Annotated in this window: 14 protein-coding genes; 5 read left to right on the forward strand and 9 right to left on the reverse strand. The window is 35.9% G+C overall.

The features are described from left to right. Nucleotides 1-23 precede the first annotated feature (23 nt). Nucleotides 24-1,952, reverse strand: coding sequence for a beta-glucoside-specific PTS transporter subunit IIABC (locus AAA926_RS02505; protein WP_338211743.1), 1,929 nt, complete (start codon nt 1,950-1,952; stop codon nt 24-26). Nucleotides 1,953-2,251: 299 nt separating this feature from the next. Between AAA926_RS02505 and AAA926_RS02510 the strand changes: the two genes are divergently transcribed. Continuing rightward, complete coding sequence (locus AAA926_RS02510; protein WP_338211744.1) at nt 2,252-3,262, forward strand: serine hydrolase domain-containing protein; 1,011 nt, start codon at nt 2,252-2,254, stop codon at nt 3,260-3,262. 31 nt (nt 3,263-3,293) lie between these two features. Here the strand turns inward: AAA926_RS02510 and AAA926_RS02515 are convergent, their stop codons facing one another. The 4 genes from AAA926_RS02515 to AAA926_RS02530 all read right to left on the reverse strand — a co-directional run bounded on the left by AAA926_RS02515 (nt 3,294) and on the right by AAA926_RS02530 (nt 7,686). Further along, on the reverse strand, nt 3,294-3,470 hold the full coding sequence (locus tag AAA926_RS02515; RefSeq protein WP_162833769.1) for a hypothetical protein: 177 nt from the start codon (nt 3,468-3,470) through the stop codon (nt 3,294-3,296). 368 nt (nt 3,471-3,838) lie between these two features. Further along, nucleotides 3,839-5,257: a glycoside hydrolase family 1 protein gene (locus AAA926_RS02520; RefSeq protein ID WP_338211745.1), complete on the reverse strand. Its 1,419-nt coding sequence runs from the start codon at nt 5,255-5,257 to the stop codon at nt 3,839-3,841. Between the two features lie 2 nt (nt 5,258-5,259). Beyond that, nucleotides 5,260-6,534 (reverse strand): PTS sugar transporter subunit IIC, encoded by a 1,275-nt coding sequence (locus AAA926_RS02525; RefSeq protein ID WP_198179445.1) that lies wholly within the window; start codon nt 6,532-6,534, stop codon nt 5,260-5,262. Nucleotides 6,535-6,675: 141 nt separating this feature from the next. After that, nucleotides 6,676-7,686, reverse strand: coding sequence for an AraC family transcriptional regulator (locus tag AAA926_RS02530; protein WP_198179447.1), 1,011 nt, complete (start codon nt 7,684-7,686; stop codon nt 6,676-6,678). 136 nt (nt 7,687-7,822) lie between these two features. On the opposite strand from AAA926_RS02530, the gene AAA926_RS02535 reads away from it, so the two are divergent. The 3 genes from AAA926_RS02535 to pgmB are packed head-to-tail and all read left to right on the forward strand — an operon-like array spanning nt 7,823 to nt 13,004. After that, complete coding sequence (locus AAA926_RS02535; protein WP_338211746.1) at nt 7,823-9,526, forward strand: glycoside hydrolase family 3 protein; 1,704 nt, start codon at nt 7,823-7,825, stop codon at nt 9,524-9,526. Nucleotides 9,527-9,538: 12 nt separating this feature from the next. Beyond that, nucleotides 9,539-12,358 (forward strand): alpha-L-rhamnosidase, encoded by a 2,820-nt coding sequence (locus AAA926_RS02540; RefSeq protein ID WP_338211747.1) that lies wholly within the window; start codon nt 9,539-9,541, stop codon nt 12,356-12,358. Next, nucleotides 12,339-13,004 carry a beta-phosphoglucomutase gene (gene pgmB, locus AAA926_RS02545; RefSeq protein ID WP_338211748.1) on the forward strand — a complete coding sequence of 222 codons (666 nt, stop codon included), beginning with the start codon at nt 12,339-12,341 and terminating at the stop codon, nt 13,002-13,004. The genes AAA926_RS02540 and pgmB overlap by 20 nt, the downstream gene beginning before the upstream one ends. A 124-nt stretch (nt 13,005-13,128) precedes the next feature. Here the strand turns inward: pgmB and AAA926_RS02550 are convergent, their stop codons facing one another. From AAA926_RS02550 to AAA926_RS02565, 4 genes are all read right to left on the reverse strand, one after another. Next, complete coding sequence (locus tag AAA926_RS02550; RefSeq protein WP_338211749.1) at nt 13,129-14,217, reverse strand: PTS sugar transporter subunit IIC; 1,089 nt, start codon at nt 14,215-14,217, stop codon at nt 13,129-13,131. Between the two features lie 257 nt (nt 14,218-14,474). Further along, on the reverse strand, nt 14,475-15,863 hold the full coding sequence (locus AAA926_RS02555; RefSeq protein WP_338211750.1) for an MFS transporter: 1,389 nt from the start codon (nt 15,861-15,863) through the stop codon (nt 14,475-14,477). 182 nt (nt 15,864-16,045) lie between these two features. Continuing rightward, nucleotides 16,046-17,395 carry a glucose-6-phosphate isomerase gene (locus tag AAA926_RS02560; RefSeq protein WP_338211751.1) on the reverse strand — a complete coding sequence of 450 codons (1,350 nt, stop codon included), beginning with the start codon at nt 17,393-17,395 and terminating at the stop codon, nt 16,046-16,048. A 79-nt stretch (nt 17,396-17,474) separates the two neighbouring features. Continuing rightward, nucleotides 17,475-18,101, reverse strand: a complete 627-nt coding sequence (locus AAA926_RS02565) for a VanZ family protein (protein ID WP_338211752.1) — start codon at nt 18,099-18,101, stop codon at nt 17,475-17,477. A 142-nt stretch (nt 18,102-18,243) separates the two neighbouring features. Between AAA926_RS02565 and AAA926_RS02570 the strand changes: the two genes are divergently transcribed. Continuing rightward, complete coding sequence (locus tag AAA926_RS02570) at nt 18,244-20,436, forward strand: LTA synthase family protein (protein ID WP_338211753.1); 2,193 nt, start codon at nt 18,244-18,246, stop codon at nt 20,434-20,436. Nucleotides 20,437-20,457: the final 21 nt, after the last annotated feature.

Consider the following 20,457-nt stretch of genomic DNA (forward strand, 5'->3'; position numbering starts at 1 on the left):
TAATCATATCTTAGATTTCGAGATTATGATTTCGATAACAGGTATAACAACTGATCGTTATTAGTGACGTTATCCTTATTTGTCGAACCAATGGCTGCATAGTTTTTCGAATTAGTCACTACAACGGTTGTGGTTAAGTCATAACCTGCCTGCTCAATCTTTTGCATGTCAAATGAAACTAGCAGTTGCCCCTTCTTGACATGATCTCCATCTTGAACGTGCTTTTCAAAATACTTTCCATTTAGTTTAACAGTGTCGATGCCAATATGGATCATCATTTCAATTCCACTGTCTAATATTAAACCAATTGCATGTAAAGTCGGATATATCATGCTGACTGTGGCATCTGCAGGAGCTAAAATTTTTCCTGAAGTAGGTTGAACTGCAATACCTTTACCCAAAACTCCGGATGCAAAGACATCATCTGAAACCTGAGTTAGAGGTATCGTTTTACCTTCAACAGGAGAATTTACAGATAAGTCGCAGTCATCTGCAACTAAATCTTCATCAATGGTTTTAGCAGGATTTTCTTCCTGATTATCCTCAATTTGGTCCGTCTTTGGACTACTCTTTTTTACAGGAACTTCATCACTAGGTAAATCATTAAAACCTAATATAACTGTTAAAATGCAAGCTCCACCAAAGGCAATTAAGCAACCCAAAATGTAACAAATGAAAGCTTTAGTTCCGGCAGAAGCATATACGGGAATTGTCAAGACACCTTGATTGGCAAAAGCATTCCCATAAGAGCCTCCCCAGCCCATTAAGGCACCGCCTAAAGCACCACTAATTACTGCATAAACCATAGGCTTTTTCAGACGCAAGTTAGCACCATAAATAGCCGGTTCGGTAATACCAAACAATGCAGTCACTGTAGCTGAAGCTGCCACAGTTTTCAGATTTTTATTTTTAGTTTTGAAGAAAACTCCCAAAGCCGCACCAGCTTGTGAAAAGTTTGCTGCACCAGCAAAGGCAAGCAGGTTTTGCCGTCCCGTTTTAGCAACATCGTTTATACCAATCGGAATAATTGCTCTGTGAGCACCAAAAATAACCAGTACACACCAAATACCACCAACAAAGGCACCCAACAAAATTGGACTTAAATTCATGATATAGTGGTATGCCCAGTTAACTGCGTTACCAATATAAATACCAATTGGACCGAAAATCATTAAAGTGGCCGGTACCATAATAAGTAAAGACAAAGTTGGTACCATAATAATTTTGAGCACATCCGGCATTATTTTTTTAACAAATTTTTCAACGTATGCCAGTACAAAAACCGCTATTATGATGGGAACAACCGAGGAAACATAATTTGCTTTGGTAATTCCGATCCCAAACAACGTTACTGCTTTGTTTCCCGTCATCAACTCTACCAAAGTGGGATAACATAGCGTTGCTCCCAGAGTCATAGCTATGTATTCATTTGTTTTAAAAACTTTAGCAGCCGATCTAGCCAAAATCACTGGCATAAAATAGAATAGAGCATCCGACGCAGCATTCAAAATAATATAAGTATTAAATGTCTTTATATCAACGTGGTAGACATTTAAGCCAATTAATGCTGCAACAGCCAAAATACCCTTTAACATTCCCGAAGCGGCAATGGCCGGAATAGTTGGCGTAAAAATGGCAGTTACAACGTTTAAAATCTTTGTACCAATACCAACTTTTTTGTCTTGCTCATCATCTTCCGTAGCGGTACTTTCAAGCAATGGCATGATTTCATCATAAATTGCTTCCACTTTATTACCTAAAACGACTTGAAACTGACCACTGGCCTCTACAACCTGAATCACTCCCTCTATACTGGAAACTTTGCCTTTGCTTGCTTTACTTTCATCCTTTAAAACAAATCTCAATCTGGTAAAACAATGCGTTAAACCAGAGACATTTTCTTTTCCGCCCACTCCATCTATGATTTGTAGCGCGATCTTATGATTATCCATAATTTTCCTTCTTTTATTTAAATAAAAAAGACCAAACATACGTAAATAAAACCGTCCATCTCGGTTATTAATTACATACATTTGATCTTGCCTGCATTACCAGTAACACGTCAAATAAAAGTTCTTTTATTTTACAAAATTAAATTTAACATTAGAAATCAATTTATGCAAGCGATTACATAAAATTTACCATTAAATCTATTTTTTAACATTTAAAATTTCATTCGCACTTATTTGGAAAAATAAACCAACGAATTGTATATAATATAATTAGAAATATTAACTGAAAGACAGATTTTATGATTGACTACTCAAACACCCAAAATTTAATTGAATCAATGGTTATGGAACGCATTGTACCGGGCGTAAACTATGCTTTTTTTAAAAATGACCAAGTTTTCACTTCAACCGTCGGCTTTGCAAGTACCTATCCGACAGTTACTCAACTTAGCCCCTTTGCTATTTATGATTTAGCCAGTCTGACCAAAGTAATTATTACTGAAAATATTTTGCTTAAATTATATCAAGATGGACAGCTCAATTTTACTGAACCACTGCACGACTTTATTCCCGAATTTAAAGATGAACGTGTCCGCCTTTTTCATCTGCTTACCCACACCAGCGGAATCCGTGGCTGGATTGAAAAGCGTGATCAATTATCCCACGACGAATTAATCAACGCCATCATTCATTTACCTGTCACAGACGAGTTTGGACATAAAATGCGCTATGCCGATACTAATTTTATCTTGTTGGGGTTGGTTGTTAAAAAAATATTTGATCAACCAGTTCAAGAAGTTGGTCAAAAATTAATAATTGAGCCTTCGGGTTTAAAAAACACGACATTCAATCCCCCTAAGAACTTATGTGTGCCCACCGCTGTTTACCAGGGGAAAGTTTTGCAAGGTGAACCGCACGATCCTAAAGCACGCCAGCTTGGCAGTGATTGCGGTTCAGCAGGGCTTTTCTCCACAATGAATGACTTGGTTAAATTAAGCAAAGGTTACTTGGGCTTGGATAAACACATTCTGCCCTTCAGTCAAGAAATTGTCGCAATGTTATTCGATAATAAAAATCCGGCGGGTGTCAAACCACGCTCATGGGGCTGGGACTTACGCTTTGACCCTCAGTTGCATTATCCCCTGATTCTGCATACTGGCTTCACTGGTGTTCTTATGCTTCTTGACCGCGTAAAAAAGTCTGGCTTAATTCTTTTAACCAATCGTATTCACCCTACTGGTCATAATCAGGTCTTTCTAACTATGAGAGAAAGAATTATTCAGAGTTTTTTAAAAGAAAACGACGAGTAAAAAGCAGCTTCATATAATAGAAGCTGCTTTTCTAGCACTTTTTACGATTTGGCCAAAAATGATAGACAAGGTCAACTACTGCTTGTGCCAGCATACCGCCTGCCATCCAGTACATCCCCATCATCATATTGCCGGTAAAGGTATAATAAGCGGTAATAGCGTAAACGACTACCCACAAAATTTTGAAAAACAAATTATCACACATCATTTGTAAAAAAACTCCCTTCAATTCATTTCAAATTATACCTTTTTTTAGGCAAAAATTGGGGCTTTTTTTAGTTATTTAATCGCTGAAAAGCATATTTATCGAAATTATTTATTATAATTGTTATTGTTGCAAAATGTTTACATTCGTAAGCATTAGTAAACTTTATTGAGAATTATTTTTTTGATGAAAGCATTTTAATGCTTTTTATTCGTTATGTAATTTAATTGCTTTTCAAACTATAAAAAGGACTTTAATTTCATTCTTTTGAAGTCCTTTTATTGTTATGCAAAATAATTAGATTGTCGTAACTCTCTTCGACGTGATTCAAATATTGTTTAAAAAACTTTTTATCAAATTACAATCAAAGTCTACTCATCAATTTCCATTTTGGTCACATTTTTTCCGTTCGTAGCAATTACTTTTTGATAAAAGTAGAAACTATCCTTTGGATATCTCTTCATATCAAGCATTGACTGATTGTTCCTGTTAACATAAACCAAGCCGTAACGCTTGTCCATTCCATCGTTAACACTTAACAAATCTAAAAATGACCATGGGTTAAAAGAAATGACATTAACTCCGTCTTTAATAGCTTCACGTAATTCAAAAATGTGACCATTGAGATATTTAATCCGTTTTTGGTCATGCACCTGACCGTTTTCCAATTGGTCACGTTCTGGCCAGCCGCATTCGGTAATAATAATTGGAATATCGGGATAACGATCATTGACTTTTTGCAAAGCAAAACGCAAACCGACAGGGTCATAAGAAAAGTCCCATTCAGAGTTCATCAGTCGGTCATCTGTTACTTTTTCTACATTGGAGATGACGCCGGCAAGCATTTTAGGGCTTTCTTCATTGCTCAGCTTAAATACTGACGTTGAATACCAATTTAATCCTAAAAAATTAGCACGACCGTTTTTTAAAATATCTGCATCCCCTTCATGGTAATCAAGGGTTATGTTGTTGTCCTTCAAGTACCGTAAATAGTAACTTGGTAGTTCTCCCCTTAAAGCCACGTCCATATCAATAAATGAGATTAAATCTTCCATGTTCTTACTTTTGAGTGCATTTTTAGAAGTATGATCATAAGGAAAATTAGTCATATAGGATACTGCTGGCCCAATCATTGAGTTAGGAAACATATTATGACAAAGCCTATATACTTTTGCCTGAGCTAAAAACATATTGTAATTAGAATTTTCACCTTTTTCCCTTAAATGGCGCAAATTCTCATCTTTAATGCCATTCATTTCAGGTACATTAGCTAGCAAAGATTGTTCATTAATCGTTAACCAATATTTAACTCTATCTCCAAATTCATTAAAGAGCGTTTTAGCATAGTTATAAAAATCATTAATGGCTTTACGATTAGCCCAACCACCATACTGCTCCACTAAAGAAATGGGGCAATCAAAGTGAAACATTGTTACAATGGGTTCAATTTGATTTTTGATTAGTAAATTAATCAGTTTATTATAAAAAGCAATTCCTTTTTGATTCGGTTTTTTGTCATTGCCATGAGGAAAAATTCGCGACCACGAGATTGAAAAGCGATAGCTTTTCAATCCGAGCTTTGCCATTAAAGCAACATCTTCTTCAACATGATGATAATGATCAACAGAAACAGAAGTATCTAAAAATTTGCTTTTTTTAGATCTTAAATCAGCAATTGACATTCCCTTCCCATCTTCATTTGCGGCGCCTTCAACCTGGAAAGCCGAAGTACTGGCTCCCCAGAGAAAATTTTCAGGAAAGTCATCTTGAAGATGAATTTTATTACCCATATTTACTTATTCTCCTCTTCAAATGCCTGCTTATCTACAACCTTAAAGAATGGCAGATAAATCATAAACATCAATAAAAAGTTAATTAACCAAACTACTGCCCCTTGCCAACCCATAATCATTGTATCAGCAATTATTTTAGGCATTGTCCATGGCATTCCCATTCCTAAACTGGGATTGTAATTGGTAATAAAACCAATCTTTACGGCTAACAAACCAATACCACCGGAAACAAAGGTTGATAAAACAAAGGGTACAAACATCAGTGGGTTTAAAACGATTGGCATACCAAAGATAATGGGTTCATTAATATTGAACAGATTTGGCAAAGCAGAAACCTTAAAAAATTCCTTGTACCGCTTGGACTTACTTAATATCAAACCCATTAAAACCAAACTAAGCGTTGCTCCAGCTGCATCATTATTAGCAAAAGCAAAGACTACCAGGTTATTCAAATAAGGAATTCTTTTTCCAGCTTGAAAGGCAGGCGTGCTACCCACCATCATTGAGATTACTAAAGGAATAATTACTGATTGAATAGCAGCCGGATGAATACCAAACGTAAATAAGATATTTGAGAGAGCAAAAACCAAGATTAAAGTTAACGGTGAACCACCGACGTGCATTAACGGTGCTGTTATTAACTTATTAATAAAGTCAAATACGTTATTAAACGGAGAAAAATCAAATATTGCCCTAACGATAAAGACAGCAATAAATATGATTATGCCAATTATTAGTGGCTCAATTGACGAACTGACCATACTTGGAACTGAATCTGGCAGTTTAATAGTTAGTTTCTTATTCTTGCTTAATTTTACATAAAATACACCAATTAAAATTGATAAAATAATTGCCACAATTATGCCTTCGCTACCCAAATAGGTCATTTGAAAAGCATTAACAGGCTTTTTACCGGGAACAGTTTGCGGCATCAGCACGAAAAAGCTGGCCAAGCCGAACAAACCAGCGACAATTCCGTTTTGCTTGCAGCTTTTGGCATAATTATAAGCAATGGTAAAAGCTATAAAAACAGCCAAAATGTTCATCGTACCATTAACAATGGCAGACATTGACGGGGTTATTCCTACCTTAGCAAACCAACCTGCCACAGGTTTGATTGGAAAGCTGGCAAATATTGAGAACACCGAGGCACCAATAGTGACTGGTAATGTCATTACCATGCCGGAAGATATACTTTGCAGGACCTTATTTTGTCCTAATTTATTTGAAAACGGGACCAGATATTTTTCCAGCCATTTTTGAAAATTTTTCATTTTCTACGCTCCTATCCTATTAATTCGCTTTCATTTCTTAAAGTATATGTTCATTGAAATAAGCGAACAATATGCAAAAGCTAGACAATCTATGTTGATTTCACAGATTTTAACGAAAAAAGAAAACACGAAAAAAATCCCTTATCTGGTATTAGAACGGTATTTTGCTGGAGAAATACCAAAGTAATGTCTGAAAATTTTATAAAAATAGGACGCATTTTCATATCCTACTCTGCTAGCAATTTTTTCGATTGAAGCCTTAGTGTAGGTTAAGTATTTTGCAGCGACATTCACCCTTTGTAACTGAACTAGTTTAATAAATGACAATCCGGTTTCATTTTTTAAATAATCTGATAGATAATTTGGATTAAAGCCAAAATGCTGTGCCATCTGTTCCAATGTGATATCAGAATAATTTTTCTCAATATAAAGTAACAAGGAAAGCAAATTATTGTTTTTCTTTTTTGAGTCTGTGACTTGAGCCTCACGATAATAAGTTTTTCGGATCAGCAAGGAAAACATAGTTAGCATTTCTAATTTAATGATCTGGTCTGATTGCACCCGGGCACCATAATATTCATCAATAATGTCATAAATAATTGCAGTTATTTTAGGGTCATGATCAACTTCAAACAAACTATATCGCCCTTCACCGTAATCTTCATCTGACAACAAAGAAAAAAGTAAATTGGAAATCGAAATCCCCTTTCCCTTTGATTGTAAAAAATCAAGTTCATTAAGAGAAAAAGCGGAAGTGCGTAATTCAATGTTTAAAACCACATCATTTTTACCAATTGGTTCTACTTTGTGGGGTGTTTTGTAACCGACAAAAATCATATTATCCTGATTAACTTTAATACGCTCATGCTCAGTTACTACGACACAATTACCCACTAAAGGTATGTTAATTTCTACATAATCGTGAACATGAAAAGGAATATATGATTTTACAGGTTGAACAGAAATAGTAATAGAACTACTGTTTAAAACAAAGTTATCTGAATATGTATCATAAAATTCATAGATCGGATCACTATTGATAGTACCGACAACTTTAATTGAATCATTTTGCGATTTTAGGTTAGCCAATAAAGTTTCCCAATCACGAAAGCCATTATTCTGGCGTAACATTTGAATTATTTTTTCATGCATTTTTGATCCCTTTTAATCAGTGACTTAAATTCTGTGAAATAGACAGTATTATCATGTAATTTAACAATAGTTTACTTTTTTACATTAAGTTAAAATGAAGAACAAAGCAAGACATTTCAAAATTTGGGAGGAAAAGATGACGGATTTAACTCAAAGTCCTTACAACATAACAGCTGCAAAGATTAATTTTGTAAAAAATAAAGTAAATAATATGTCACTTGCTGCTAAAATAGGACAACTTTTCTTTGTTATTGGTGAAGATGAAGATAAAAAAGACTTAACTAAATTTATTCAGAAATATCAACCTGGCGGGATTATGTACCGTCCTGATAAAGCTCAAAAATTGCATCGTGAAATAGCAGTTTCGCAGAAAGCAAGTCAAACTCCCCTTTTTGTTGCTGCCAACTTGGAAGCCGGAGGGAATGGATTATTAAGCGAAGGGACTTGGTTCGGCAGACCTTTGCAAATTGCTGCTACCAACAACGAAAAGAATGCATATAATTTAGGCTATGTATCGGGCTATGAGGCTAAACAAGTCGGTGGCAACATGGCTTTTGCACCAATTGTAGATCTTGATTTAAACTTTCGTAACCCAATAATGAATGTAAGAACATATGGCAGCAATAAAGAACGTGTAATTAGAATGTCTGACGCACAAATCAAAGGTTTTAATGCTAATCATATTATTCCAGTAGCAAAGCACTTCCCTGGTGATGGCGTTGATGAGCGAGACCAGCATCTTTTGAGTTCAATTAACTCGTTATCTGCTGACAAATGGATGGAATCATACGGGCAAATTTATAGTCACTTAATTCAAAATGGTTTGCCTGCCATAATGATCGCCCACATTATGCAACCAGCCTGGGAACGCCGTTTACAACCAGGTATTGAAAATAAGGATTTACGCCCTGCCTCTACTTCCAAACTATTAGCTGATGGACTTTTACGGACTGTTTTGCATTTTAACGGTCTCACAATTACTGATGCCACGCCAATGATAGGATACAATGCAATTTTGCCACGCTCAGAAGCATTACCCGCCACCATTAACGCAGGAATCGACATGATCTTATTCAACAAGGATATCGATGAAGACTATCAGTTTGTGACTGATGCAGTCAAAAGCGGCAGGATTTCAATGACTCGACTCGACGAAGCTGTTACCAGAATAATTGCCACTAAAGTTGCACAAGGCGTGATGGATACAGAAAATAATCTTTGCGAACCTGCATCGCCAGATATTGATTTGAAATTATCTGCACATAAAAAGATGGCAAAAAAAGTAGCACAAGAATCTGTTACCTTAGTTAAAGACCGCGATAAACTTTTGCCTATTACTCCAGAAAAATATCCTCGAGTAAGGTTAGTTGTTTTAGGAGATACCGATGATGGCGGCTTCAAAGAAGGCGGCAAAGTAACCACTAAATTCAAGGAAAAGCTTGAAGAAAAAGGATTTAAAGTTACTGTTTTTGACCACAAAAATCTTGATTTTAAAGAAGTTTTCGAAGGTGGAGTGCAATACGAAAATGATCAATTTGACCTGGCCTTTTATGTGGCTAACGTTGAAACGGCAAGTAATCAGACCACAACCAGACTTGATTGGATTCATCTAATGGCAGCTGACGCTCCCTGGTTCATGAAGAGCATCCCTACAGTTTTTGTTTCTACTTGCAATCCCTATCACCTCTTTGATATTCCAATGGTTTCAACTTACATTAATGCTTATACAGGCAATGATGTCACAATTGATGCTCTTCTAGAAAAAATGATGGGACATGAAAAATTTACCGGGCAAAGCCCAGTAGATCCGTTCTGTGGCCATTTTGAAACTCATTTATAAAGAGGAAAATCAATGTTAAAAATCAAAGATATTTTAGTCAACCACTATAACGAACCTCTTGGTTATGACTTAGACAATCATTTAAGAATTGAATTCAGTGCTGAAACTAATCAAAAGGCAGGTGATGTACAAAAGCGTTTAACAATAAATGCCCATAAACCTGTTTATGATAGTCAGTGGCAACAATACAACAATAATTATTTTGACTTAGAACTGGAGCTAAAGCCCCGAACCCGTTATGAAATAACAATTTTTCTAAAAGATAATAATACTCAAACAAGTAAAAATAGCTTCTTTGAAACTGGTAAAATGTATGAACCTTTCACTGCAGAATGGATTGGTAATCAAAATAAAGACATTCAAAATACCTTACTAAAGAAAGCCTTTGTTTTAAACAAAAAGGTGGTAAAAGCCCGCCTCTATATCAGCGGTTTAGGTGTTTACGAGGGTTTTTTGAATAAGAAAAAAATTGGTAATGAGTTCCTTGCACCGGGAGTCACAGCCTATGACAAACTAGTACAGATTCAAACTTATGACGTAACTGAGATGCTGAATGAAAAATCACAACAGGAACTTTTAATTTCCCTAGGGGACGGTTGGTATAAGGGCAACTTTGGTTTTGACGGCGGTCAAAATTGCATCTATGGTGACCAACAAATGGCTATTGCTGAGTTGCATATCGCATATGATGATGGCGGTAGTCAGATAATAAACACCGACGCCTCATGGCAAACTTCTGCTGGCAAAATAACCAAATCAGCTATTTATTATGGAGAGGACTTTGACGATACCAAAAAAATAACTAATTGGCAGCCTGCAATTATATTGCAGCATTCTAAAGAAATATTGCATGATCGTCTAAGCTTGCCCTTAAAAACAAAAGAATATTTACCTGTTAAAGAAATTATACGTACTCCTAAAGGTGAAACAGTCCTCGATTTCGGTCAAAATCATGCTGGTTGGCCAGAATTTTACAATCACGAATCAGCTGGCAAGGAAATTGACTTACAAACGGGAGAAATACTCCAAGACGGCAATTTTTACAGGGATAATCTTCGTCAGGCTCGTGCAGCGTTTCATTATATTTCAAACGGTGAACAAAAATGGATCAGACCACATTTCACCTACTATGGTTACCGTTATGTCAAAGTTTCCGGTAATTCTCAGCCATTAAGAAAAGAAGATTATAAAGCCGCGGTAATCTATTCTGATCTTGAAATTACTGGTGGTATCAAAACCTCTAATACCAAGGTTAATCGCTTGCTCCAGAATGTTTTATGGAGTCAAAAAAGCAACTTCTTTGATGTTCCAACAGACTGTCCGCAACGAGACGAGCGTCTGGGCTGGTCAGGTGATGCCGACATTTTTGCCAGCACTGCAATTTTAAATATGAATGCATACCCTTTTTTCAAAAAGTATGCTAAAGACATGAAAATTGAGCAGGCTGCCCATCAGGGCATGTTAACAATGTACGCGCCAGCTATGGGAAATGACAATGGTGGTGCAGCAATTTGGGGAGATGCAGCGACTGTTATTCCCTGGACAGCATTTCAGGCTACTGCCGATCCGGCTATCTTAAGACAAAATTATTCTAGTATGAAAGCTTGGGTAGATTGGATTGGTCAAGCGACCACGACCAAGAATCTTTGGACAGGATGCTTTCAATTCGGTGACTGGCTGTCTTTAGACGGTGAAAACCCAGCTATGCCTAGTGGAAAAACTGACGAAGACTATATTGCCTCAATTTATTACGCTTATTCCAGTTGGATTGTTGCTCAAGCAGCTCGCATTTTAGGTAATACCACTGATGCTCAAGAATATGACCGACAAGCTCAAGCAATTAGAAAAGCTGTTAGAGACGAGTTTATTACTAAAAATGGCCGTCTAGCAATTGACACCCAAACAGCTTATGCATTAGCTCTTCATTTTGATTTAGTACCAGAAGAACAGAAAAAACGCGTTGTTAGCGATCTCGTTCAGAGGCTAAAAAAAGACCACAATCATTTACAAACTGGTTTTATTGGAACGCCCTTTATTTGTCAGGTTCTGTCAGAAAATGGCGAACATAAATTAGCAACGCAAATTTTTCTAAACGAAGACTTTCCAAGCTGGCTCTATGAAGTTAATTTGGGTGCCACCACTATTTGGGAACGCTGGAATTCAGTCTTGCCTGATGGCTCAATGAATCCCGCAGGAATGAACTCACTGAACCACTATTCAATCGGTACAATTATGCAGTGGGTTTATCAACAAGTTTTGGGCTTAAGGAAACAAAATAATGGCTATCAAAACGTGCTTTTTGCTCCCCAATTTGATTATCGGTTTAAAAAGATTTCAGGACACTATCACAGTTCTTATGGCGATCTCAAAATGGCTTACCAACTTGAAACTGATGCCCAACACACTATCAAGGTCAACTTAAGCATTCCTTTTGGTCAAAGAGTAACCGTAAAATTACCTAGAGTGAAGGATAAAGTAGAAATTAACGGCAGGCAATCATCTTTGCCATTGGAATTAACTAACGGTGATTTTACAATTTCTTATGTGCCTGAAAAAAGTTATATTGAATACTACAATATCAATATGCCCGTAAAAGAACTAATGAGCGATGCGGAACTTGTTAAAGAGCTAAGACCAATCAACACTGTTTTTGACTTTTTGCAAGATCCCGATAATCTCAAAAAATTTGGTGAAAATTCTATGGTAGAATTGAATAGTCTGTTGCCATTTATCAATATTTCAGACGAAGATTTTAACCAAATTAACAAAATACTTGATACTACGCCAGTAACAAGTGAAAGGAAGTTTTTAAATGAAAGGCGTTCTCTTTGATTTAGATGGAGTCATTGCAGATACATCCGTATACCATTTCCAAGCTTGGAGACAATTAATCAAAAATCATTTTAACCTTGAATTGCCGGATGAACTTGAAAAGCAAACAAAAGGTGTAAGTCGAACAGATTCTTTAAAGGCAATCTTAAAATTTTTAAATATCTCCGTGTCACAAGAACAATTTAATGAAATGACCACTGAAAAAAATAATATTTTCCGCAATTTGTTAGCTAGTTTAACTCCCGCAAATGTCTTACCTGGAATTAGTGAATTAATTTCATCCCTAAAGAAAAACAACGTCAAACTATCTTTGGCTTCTGCTAGTTTAAATGGTCCATTTATACTAGAAAAATTACAATTGACTGATGCATTTGATGCTATTGCAGATCCCAGTAAAGTTGCCGCTGGCAAGCCAGCACCAGACATTTTTATTGCGGCAGCTGAAGCAATTAATCTTAAATCACAAGATTGCGTAGGCATTGAAGATTCAATTGCAGGTATTACTGCTATCAACAAGTCAGGTGCTTTATCGGTTGGCGTTGGCTCTAAAATAGATCTAAAAGATGCTAAACTACTTTTTCCTAAAACAGCAGCATTAAATTATGATCAAATCGAAACTGCATGGGAAAAATTTAATTTAAATTAGGAATCAGTTTACAAATAAAAACTCGTGAATAAAACAAAATTTGTTTTTCACGAGTTTTTTTGATGTTTAAAATAAATTGGTGTAAGTAAGGATTTGTTTTTATGACAGATTTAAGTAATTACAATTATTCACCTAGATAGGCAAAGGCTACCTTTTCATCATAAACATGAAATACTTTTTCAAAGAGAAAACGGCAAGCCATTGCTATTACAACTGGGAATACAATCCAGACAATCAACGCCATCACAATATTAATACTTGCTTTGCCAGCATCTAAGGATGCTAGAGGGCCCACTAGGCCAACGAGACCGAAGCCTGCAGAAGCCGGCGTGCCACTAACATGAAATAGAGCCACTGGAATAGCGGAAAGCGCTGCTGTAATTAATGTTGGTAAAACAATAACTGGATGCCTGAAAAGATTGGGCATCATCATCTTCATTGCCCCTAATGCAATTGCAATAGTAACTCCTGATTTATTAGTTCGCCAAGAATGAACGACCAATACCAGTGTCGTTGCCGCGACTCCCATTGCTGCTGCACCTGCAGAGATACCATTTAATTGAATAGCCATTCCAATTGCCACAGTGGATATTGGTGAAATGATTAAAATTGCAAACATACAGGAAATTAAAATACACATTAATATTGGCTGTAAATTAGTAAAGGAATTAATTACTGACCCAAGCCAGGTGGTGATTTTGCTTACATATGGCAAAATCAGCATGCCAATCCAACCGGCTCCACCACCAACAATAATCGGTGCGGCAACAATTTTGACAGAGCCAAAATGTTGACCGACTAATAATAAAAGCCCCACAGCTAAGCCAGCTGTAATCATGGTGTTAATGAGATCACCTGTCCCTGCTGAAACAAAGACGCCTTGAGCTTTAGTAGCAGGGTTCACAATTTGTGGTACGAATTTTGTAACACCAGAACCAACATAAGCAGCGGCACCTACAATGGCAACATCCAGTGGGACCATTTTAAATTGGATGGCAATTAACGCACCAATTAGCAAAGGTGTAGCACATTGAAAAATCAGTAATGCCTGGTTAATAGATGCCGTCACCGGATTTTGACCAAAAAGTTTTAAAATTGCACTGACTACTGCATTTGGAATCAAACCTACGATTATTCCCGTTGCAGTCCCTGCCAAAATGTTGTTAAGAAATGTTTTTACTGTTAGTTTGTTAGTATTGGTTGTATCAGCCATATTTGTACTCCTTTAATAAAATAGTGCTTAGGTATACATTGTCAGCAAAATAATTTGTGACAAAATCGAAATATGCTGATTGCTAATTCGCCTCATTGCTTTTTCCTCCTTAAAATTAATTATTAAGTATTTTATCATCTTATTTAAAAATGTACATATAAAAATTAAAAATAATTTAATCTTAATCGATTGGGTAATAAAAAAAGTAACTTCATCCTATTGCTAATGAAGTTACTATTACAGGTGTTTTTAACAATTTATTTCAATTTCTTCTCAAGTCTGAATAAGTTTAAATAACTGAGCAAAATTATCACACTGACAAAAGTCAGAAATAAGAATGCTTCCTGACTGCCCTGGGCCGTAAGTGCTGCATAATTACCAGGTCTTTTTTGCCAAGATGAAATAATAGCTGCCATTACTGTTGTTCCCATTGATCCAGCATACTGTTGACCAGTTTGAAAGACTGCGGTCGCATCGGTATGCAATTCTTCTGGTTGTAATTTCGATGCTTCAGCCATAGTATTGTTAAACGCCATCTGGCGACCAATAATCATAATGCCATAAAAAACACCAACCATCAGCGTACTGATTTTCAAACTAAACAATGAAAAAAGCAAACAGGCCGTTAAGCAGAATGCTGTTCCAGTAAGTAGTGGCAATGGTGCACCCTTTTTATCATAAATATGACCAAACCAAGGGTTTAAAATACCACTGATAATACAACCCGGAAGTAAAACCAAGCCTCCGATTAAAGAACTGGCATGATTAACAATTTGCACATAATTCGGTATCGCAAAGCTGGTGCCAATATTGATAAACTGCAATAGTAGATAAGATATCATGGCAAAAATAAAGGGTTTGTTTTTGAAAATGTTCAAGTTAATCAGCTTCTTTTTGCTAGACCGTGACAGTTTTATAAATGCGTATACCAAAATTACCACGATAATCATGCTGAGCCAAAAACCGATATCTGTAAAACCATTACTGATTCTATTGAAACCTAAATTAAAAATTACCATTGCACTAGCAATAACAATATAACTTAGCCAGTCAAAACTCGGATGTTTTTTCTCATGGTATTGTTCAATTACGAATAAACCCAAAATCATAATAAATACAGCAATTACCGCTACAATCTCAAAAATTAGTGGCCAGCCAAAATAGTAAACAACTGTACCGCCAAATGTAGGGCCTAAAGATGGTGCAAGAATAATGACTAAACCAGTCAAGCCCATATAGAAGCCCCATTTTTCTTGCGGCATTAGTTCTACAACCATATTAAACATTAATGGTATTGATAATCCTGCTCCGATTGAAGAAATTATCCGACCTGCAAGTAAGATCCAGAAATTAGAGGCAAAAGCAGCTACAATTGAACCGGCAATGAATGCAATTGCGGCAGTTAAAAACAGTTGCCTTGCTGAAAAACGCTCATTTAAATAAGAACTTGCAACCATAATTACAGAAATTGTTAGTAAATACCCTGTTGTCGTCCACTGTACTAAACCCAAACCAATGTGAAATTGTTTCATCAATGTGGGAAAAGTAACGTTTAAACTTGTTTCTGTCAAAATGGAAACAAAAGCCATTAAAGCACAACTGATAATTGCCAAAACCCGCTTGGGTGTTTCTTTCTTTTCTGCCATAAAATTAAATCTCCTTAATAAAAAAGGCTAAAAGCCAAAAACTTTTACCCTTTCCATAATGGTTAATATGAATAAATACAATGTACAGGATGATATGTCTTTTTCTGATATAAACATAACTCATGTAAAGTAAGCATATATTTATCTTAATCTTATTTTAAAAAAGTTTCAATAATTAAAAATTATTTTTCCTGCTTAAATCTATTTGCTAGGTCATCGTGTAATTCTTCGTAACCCGGTTTATTAAGCAAACCAAACATATTACGCTTGTATTCTTCAACACCAGGTTGGTTGAATGGATTAATGCCATTAACATAGCCAGAAACAGCAATTGCCAGTTCAAAGAAGTAAATTAAGTAACCTAAAGTGTGTTCCGTTTGATCAGGAATATTAACTGTCATAACAGGAACACCACCATCAGTGTGAGCAAGAACAACTCCTTCATAGGCACGTTCATTTACAAAGTTTAAGCTTTTACCAGATAAGAAATTCAATTGGTCTAAATTACGATCGTCAGAAGGAATTTTGACATCATTTGCTGGATTTTCAACTCTAATAACTGTTTCGAAAAGATTTCTGCGGCCTTCTTGAATATATTGACCCAATGAGTGCAAATCAGTCGTAAAGTTGGCACTGGCTGGCCAAATACCTTTATTATCCTTTCCTTCTGATTCTCCCATTAATTGTTTGCACCATTCACTAAACATTCTTAAAGTTGGTTCATAGTTTTCAACAATTTCAGTGGTGTAGCCTTTGCGATAAAGAATATTACGCAAAGCAGCATATTGATAAGGAGTCGCGTTACTTAAATCTGTATTGGTATACTCTGCTCTGGCATCAGCAGCGCCTTTCATTAATTGGTCAATATCGGCACCAGAAACTGCAATCGGCAACAGACCAACAGCTGACAGTACGCTGTAACGTCCACCAATATCATCCGGCACAACAAATTCTTCATAACCTTCAGCATCTGCTTCAGTTTTTAAAGCACCTTTAGCACGATCTGTTGTAGCAAAGATTCTATTCTTAGCCTCATCTGCGCCATACTTTTCAATTAATTTATCTTTAAAAATGCGAAAAGCAACAGCTGGTTCAGTAGTAGTACCAGATTTAGAAATAACATTAACACTAAAGTCCTTGTCACCGAGCCATTCAATCAAATCATGCAAATATGAGCCTGATAAGGAGTTGCCGCAGAATACAACAGTAGGATATTTTTCTTTACCCTTGCCATAAAATGCACCATTTAAAAACTCAATAGCTGCTTGAGCGCCTAAATATGAACCACCAATACCGATACAAACTAAAACTTCAGAGTCACCTTGAATCTTTTGGGCTGCTTTTTTGATTCTGGCAAATTCCTCTTTGTCATAATTAACCGGCAAATCGACCCAACCTAGAAAATCATTGCCTGCACCTGAACCATCTCTAAGTTCTTTATCGGCAACGTTAACTAAAGCTTGCATCTCGCCTAGTTCATTATCGTGAACAAATGGTGTCAGTTTTGTACCATCAAATTTAATTAAACTCATAATCACGCTCTCCTTACTGAATTAAATATTCATTTCACAAGAACATTTTAGCAATCTTATTTTACAAATACCAGTGCTTTTAGTTAGTTTTACCCGTCTTTCTCCTAATTATCATTACCAGCCAATAGCAGAAATATCCAATTACCGTTCCGCAACTGTTAAAGAACACATCATCAATATCTGTAACTCCAGTTTCCAGTAAAAACTGCATCCCTTCAATAAATACTGAAAAAATGATACCAGCGAGAACAACACGCCAAAAGGTTTGTTTTTTTGAAAAAACAAAGGGCGATAAAAATCCAAATGGAATAAAGCACAGGATGTTACCCAAAGAATTGTATACAAAATCTAGCCTGCTAGGGGCATGATACATTTTCCATGTTTCCCTCAAAAAGACAAAATTTATTTCGTTTAAAGGCCTGTGCAGATTAAAAGTCAGGTTCCAGGGAAAATAAGTGTTACGAAAAGTAGTCAACATCAGTACTAAAATTAAATAAAAAGCAAATAACCATACTGACGCCTCGGATTTAATTGTACGCCGACTCCTAATAGTCATTAGCCAGATTAAGCGTATTACCATAAAAAACAGAAAATAAAAAATAGTTTTATCCAGTGCCAGTACAATTAACTTAATCAAAGCAAAATGATTGATTTTAGTAGCGTAAAGTTGCGAAAGCAGGTTATATAATGGTCCTAAAAATATCATTCTGATTCAATTCCTAAAATATAGTTCATTTAAATTATACTCAAGTTTCCGCAATTAATTATTAAAAAAGGTCTAACAAAACGGAAAAGATTGTCTAAAAGCACAGAAACTTTTAAAATAGTCTGATAAGGGAGAGTTCATTTTGAATAAAAAAAATCTGACTAACTTCATTCAGACTCGTATAGGCTTTTTCTGCCTTCTGGTTGTTTTATTTGCGCTCAAATACATTTTTGCCGCCTACCATGATTTCAATTTGGGTATTTCAGATCCTTACCAACATATTATCATGTGGTTAAGTCCTGTTGGTAGTGCAATTTTATTAATAAGCATCGGATTATATTTTTCCAAGCCTGTCATTTCATATTGCGCAATGGTCCTGCTTGATGTAGCAAATTCTGGCCTGTTATTCGCTAATGTTCTTTATTATCGGCAATTTTCCGATTTTATTACCGTAAAGACTATTACTAATGCTGGAAAAGTTGCTCCTGGTTTAGGAAAAAGTGCAGTCGCATTGCTTCAACCTTCTGACTTGTTATTGTGGCTTGACCTTATCATCATAATCATATTACTGATTGCTCACAAAATCAGAATTGATCAAAAATCCTTTGGCCTTCTTACACCTTTTGCTGTTACTTCAGTTGGTGCTTTAATTTTAGTGCTGAATGTCTTTTTGGCTGAATCTTCTAGACCACGCTTGCTAGGTACCACATTCGATCGTTCATACATTGTTAAATATCTCGGTATTGATACCTACACGGTTTATGATGCTGTTAAAAATGAACAAACTGAGCAGGTAAATAAAAATGCCAATACAGCTGATTTAAATAAGATTTTGGCTTATACTCAAAAAAACAAATTACCCGTAAATACAGAATATTTTGGTAAAGAAAAGGGCAAAAATGTAATAATAATCCATTTAGAAAGCTTTCAACAGTTTTTAATTGATTTAAAAATTAATGGTAAGGAAGTTACTCCCTATCTCAATTCACTTTATCACAATAAACATACATTAAGTTTTGCCAATTTTTACCACCAAGTTGGAATTGGCCGCACCAGTGACGCAGAAAACATGCTGGAAACCAGCACCTATGGTATTTCTGACGGGTCTTTATTCACTGCCATGGGCAGCTCAAATACTTTTCAGGCTGCTCCTCAAATTTTGCGTCAACATGGCAACTATACTTCTGCCGTATTTCATGGCAATGTTGGCACGTTTTGGAACCGTGATGATGTTTATAAAAACATGGGTTATAACTATTTCTTTGATCAAAATTACTTTAGCCATGATAAAAATGATCATATTGGCTATGGCATCAAAGATAAAATTATGTTTGCTGAAAGCATCAAATATTTAGAAAGGATGCAGCAACCTTTTTATACCAAGTTTATTACCGTTACAAATCATACCCCCTTTGACATGGATGAAGAGGATCTGGATCCGAGCTTCAAAACCAGTGATAGCTCAGACAATTCAATTAACAATTATTTTGAAACTGCTCATTATCTGGATCAATCTATTCGCGAGTTTTTCAATTACTTGAAGAAATCAGGTTTGATTAAAAATACCATGGTTGTAATCTATGGCGACCATTACGGATTAACTAATTCTGAAAACGAAACTTTGGCACCAATTGTAGGTGAAAGTTCTGATACTTGGAATGTTTATAATAATGTCCAGATGCAACGTGTACCTTTCATGATTCATGCTCCAAATTTAAAGGGAAAAATCAAACAGGAAGTCGCAGGCGAAATAGATGTTTTGCCGACTTTGCTCCATCTTCTAGGAGTTTCAAATCGCAATTATATTCAGTTTGGCAGTGATTTGCTAGCGCCAAAATATCGCCCCTGGCTTACTTTTAGAAACGGCACTATTGTTAGTCAAAAATATATTATTATTGGTGGTAAAGGCTTAAAAGGCGTTGTTTACGACCGCCAAAGCGGCAAGCAGATCATTAATTTTACTGAACAGGAAAAATATGAAATCACAAAATTGGCCAAAGAAGGCAAGAAGTCACTGAAATACTCTGACTTGTTAAATAATCATAATTTGTTACGTTTTTACACTCCGAGCGGATTTAAGCCTGTCGAACCCACACAGTTTGACTATTTAACCAATTACAAACAGATGGAAGACATCAGACAACAATTAAAAAACAAGTCAACAGCACTGATAAGCAAGCAGCGTAGATCTACTACCAGACTATACAAAACAGATGCTACAGAGCTTAAGGGTCGTGAAGAAGAAATCACAACAATTCCGGAATCTGTTTCTGGCAATCATTTAACTGAAAAGCAGATTAAGCCTAGTAAAAATCGTAAAAAGTCATATAATTAAGAAATAATCATTATTTTTTAA

This window comes from Lactobacillus juensis (assembly GCF_036246285.1).
GTDB lineage: Bacteria > Bacillota > Bacilli > Lactobacillales > Lactobacillaceae > Lactobacillus > Lactobacillus juensis.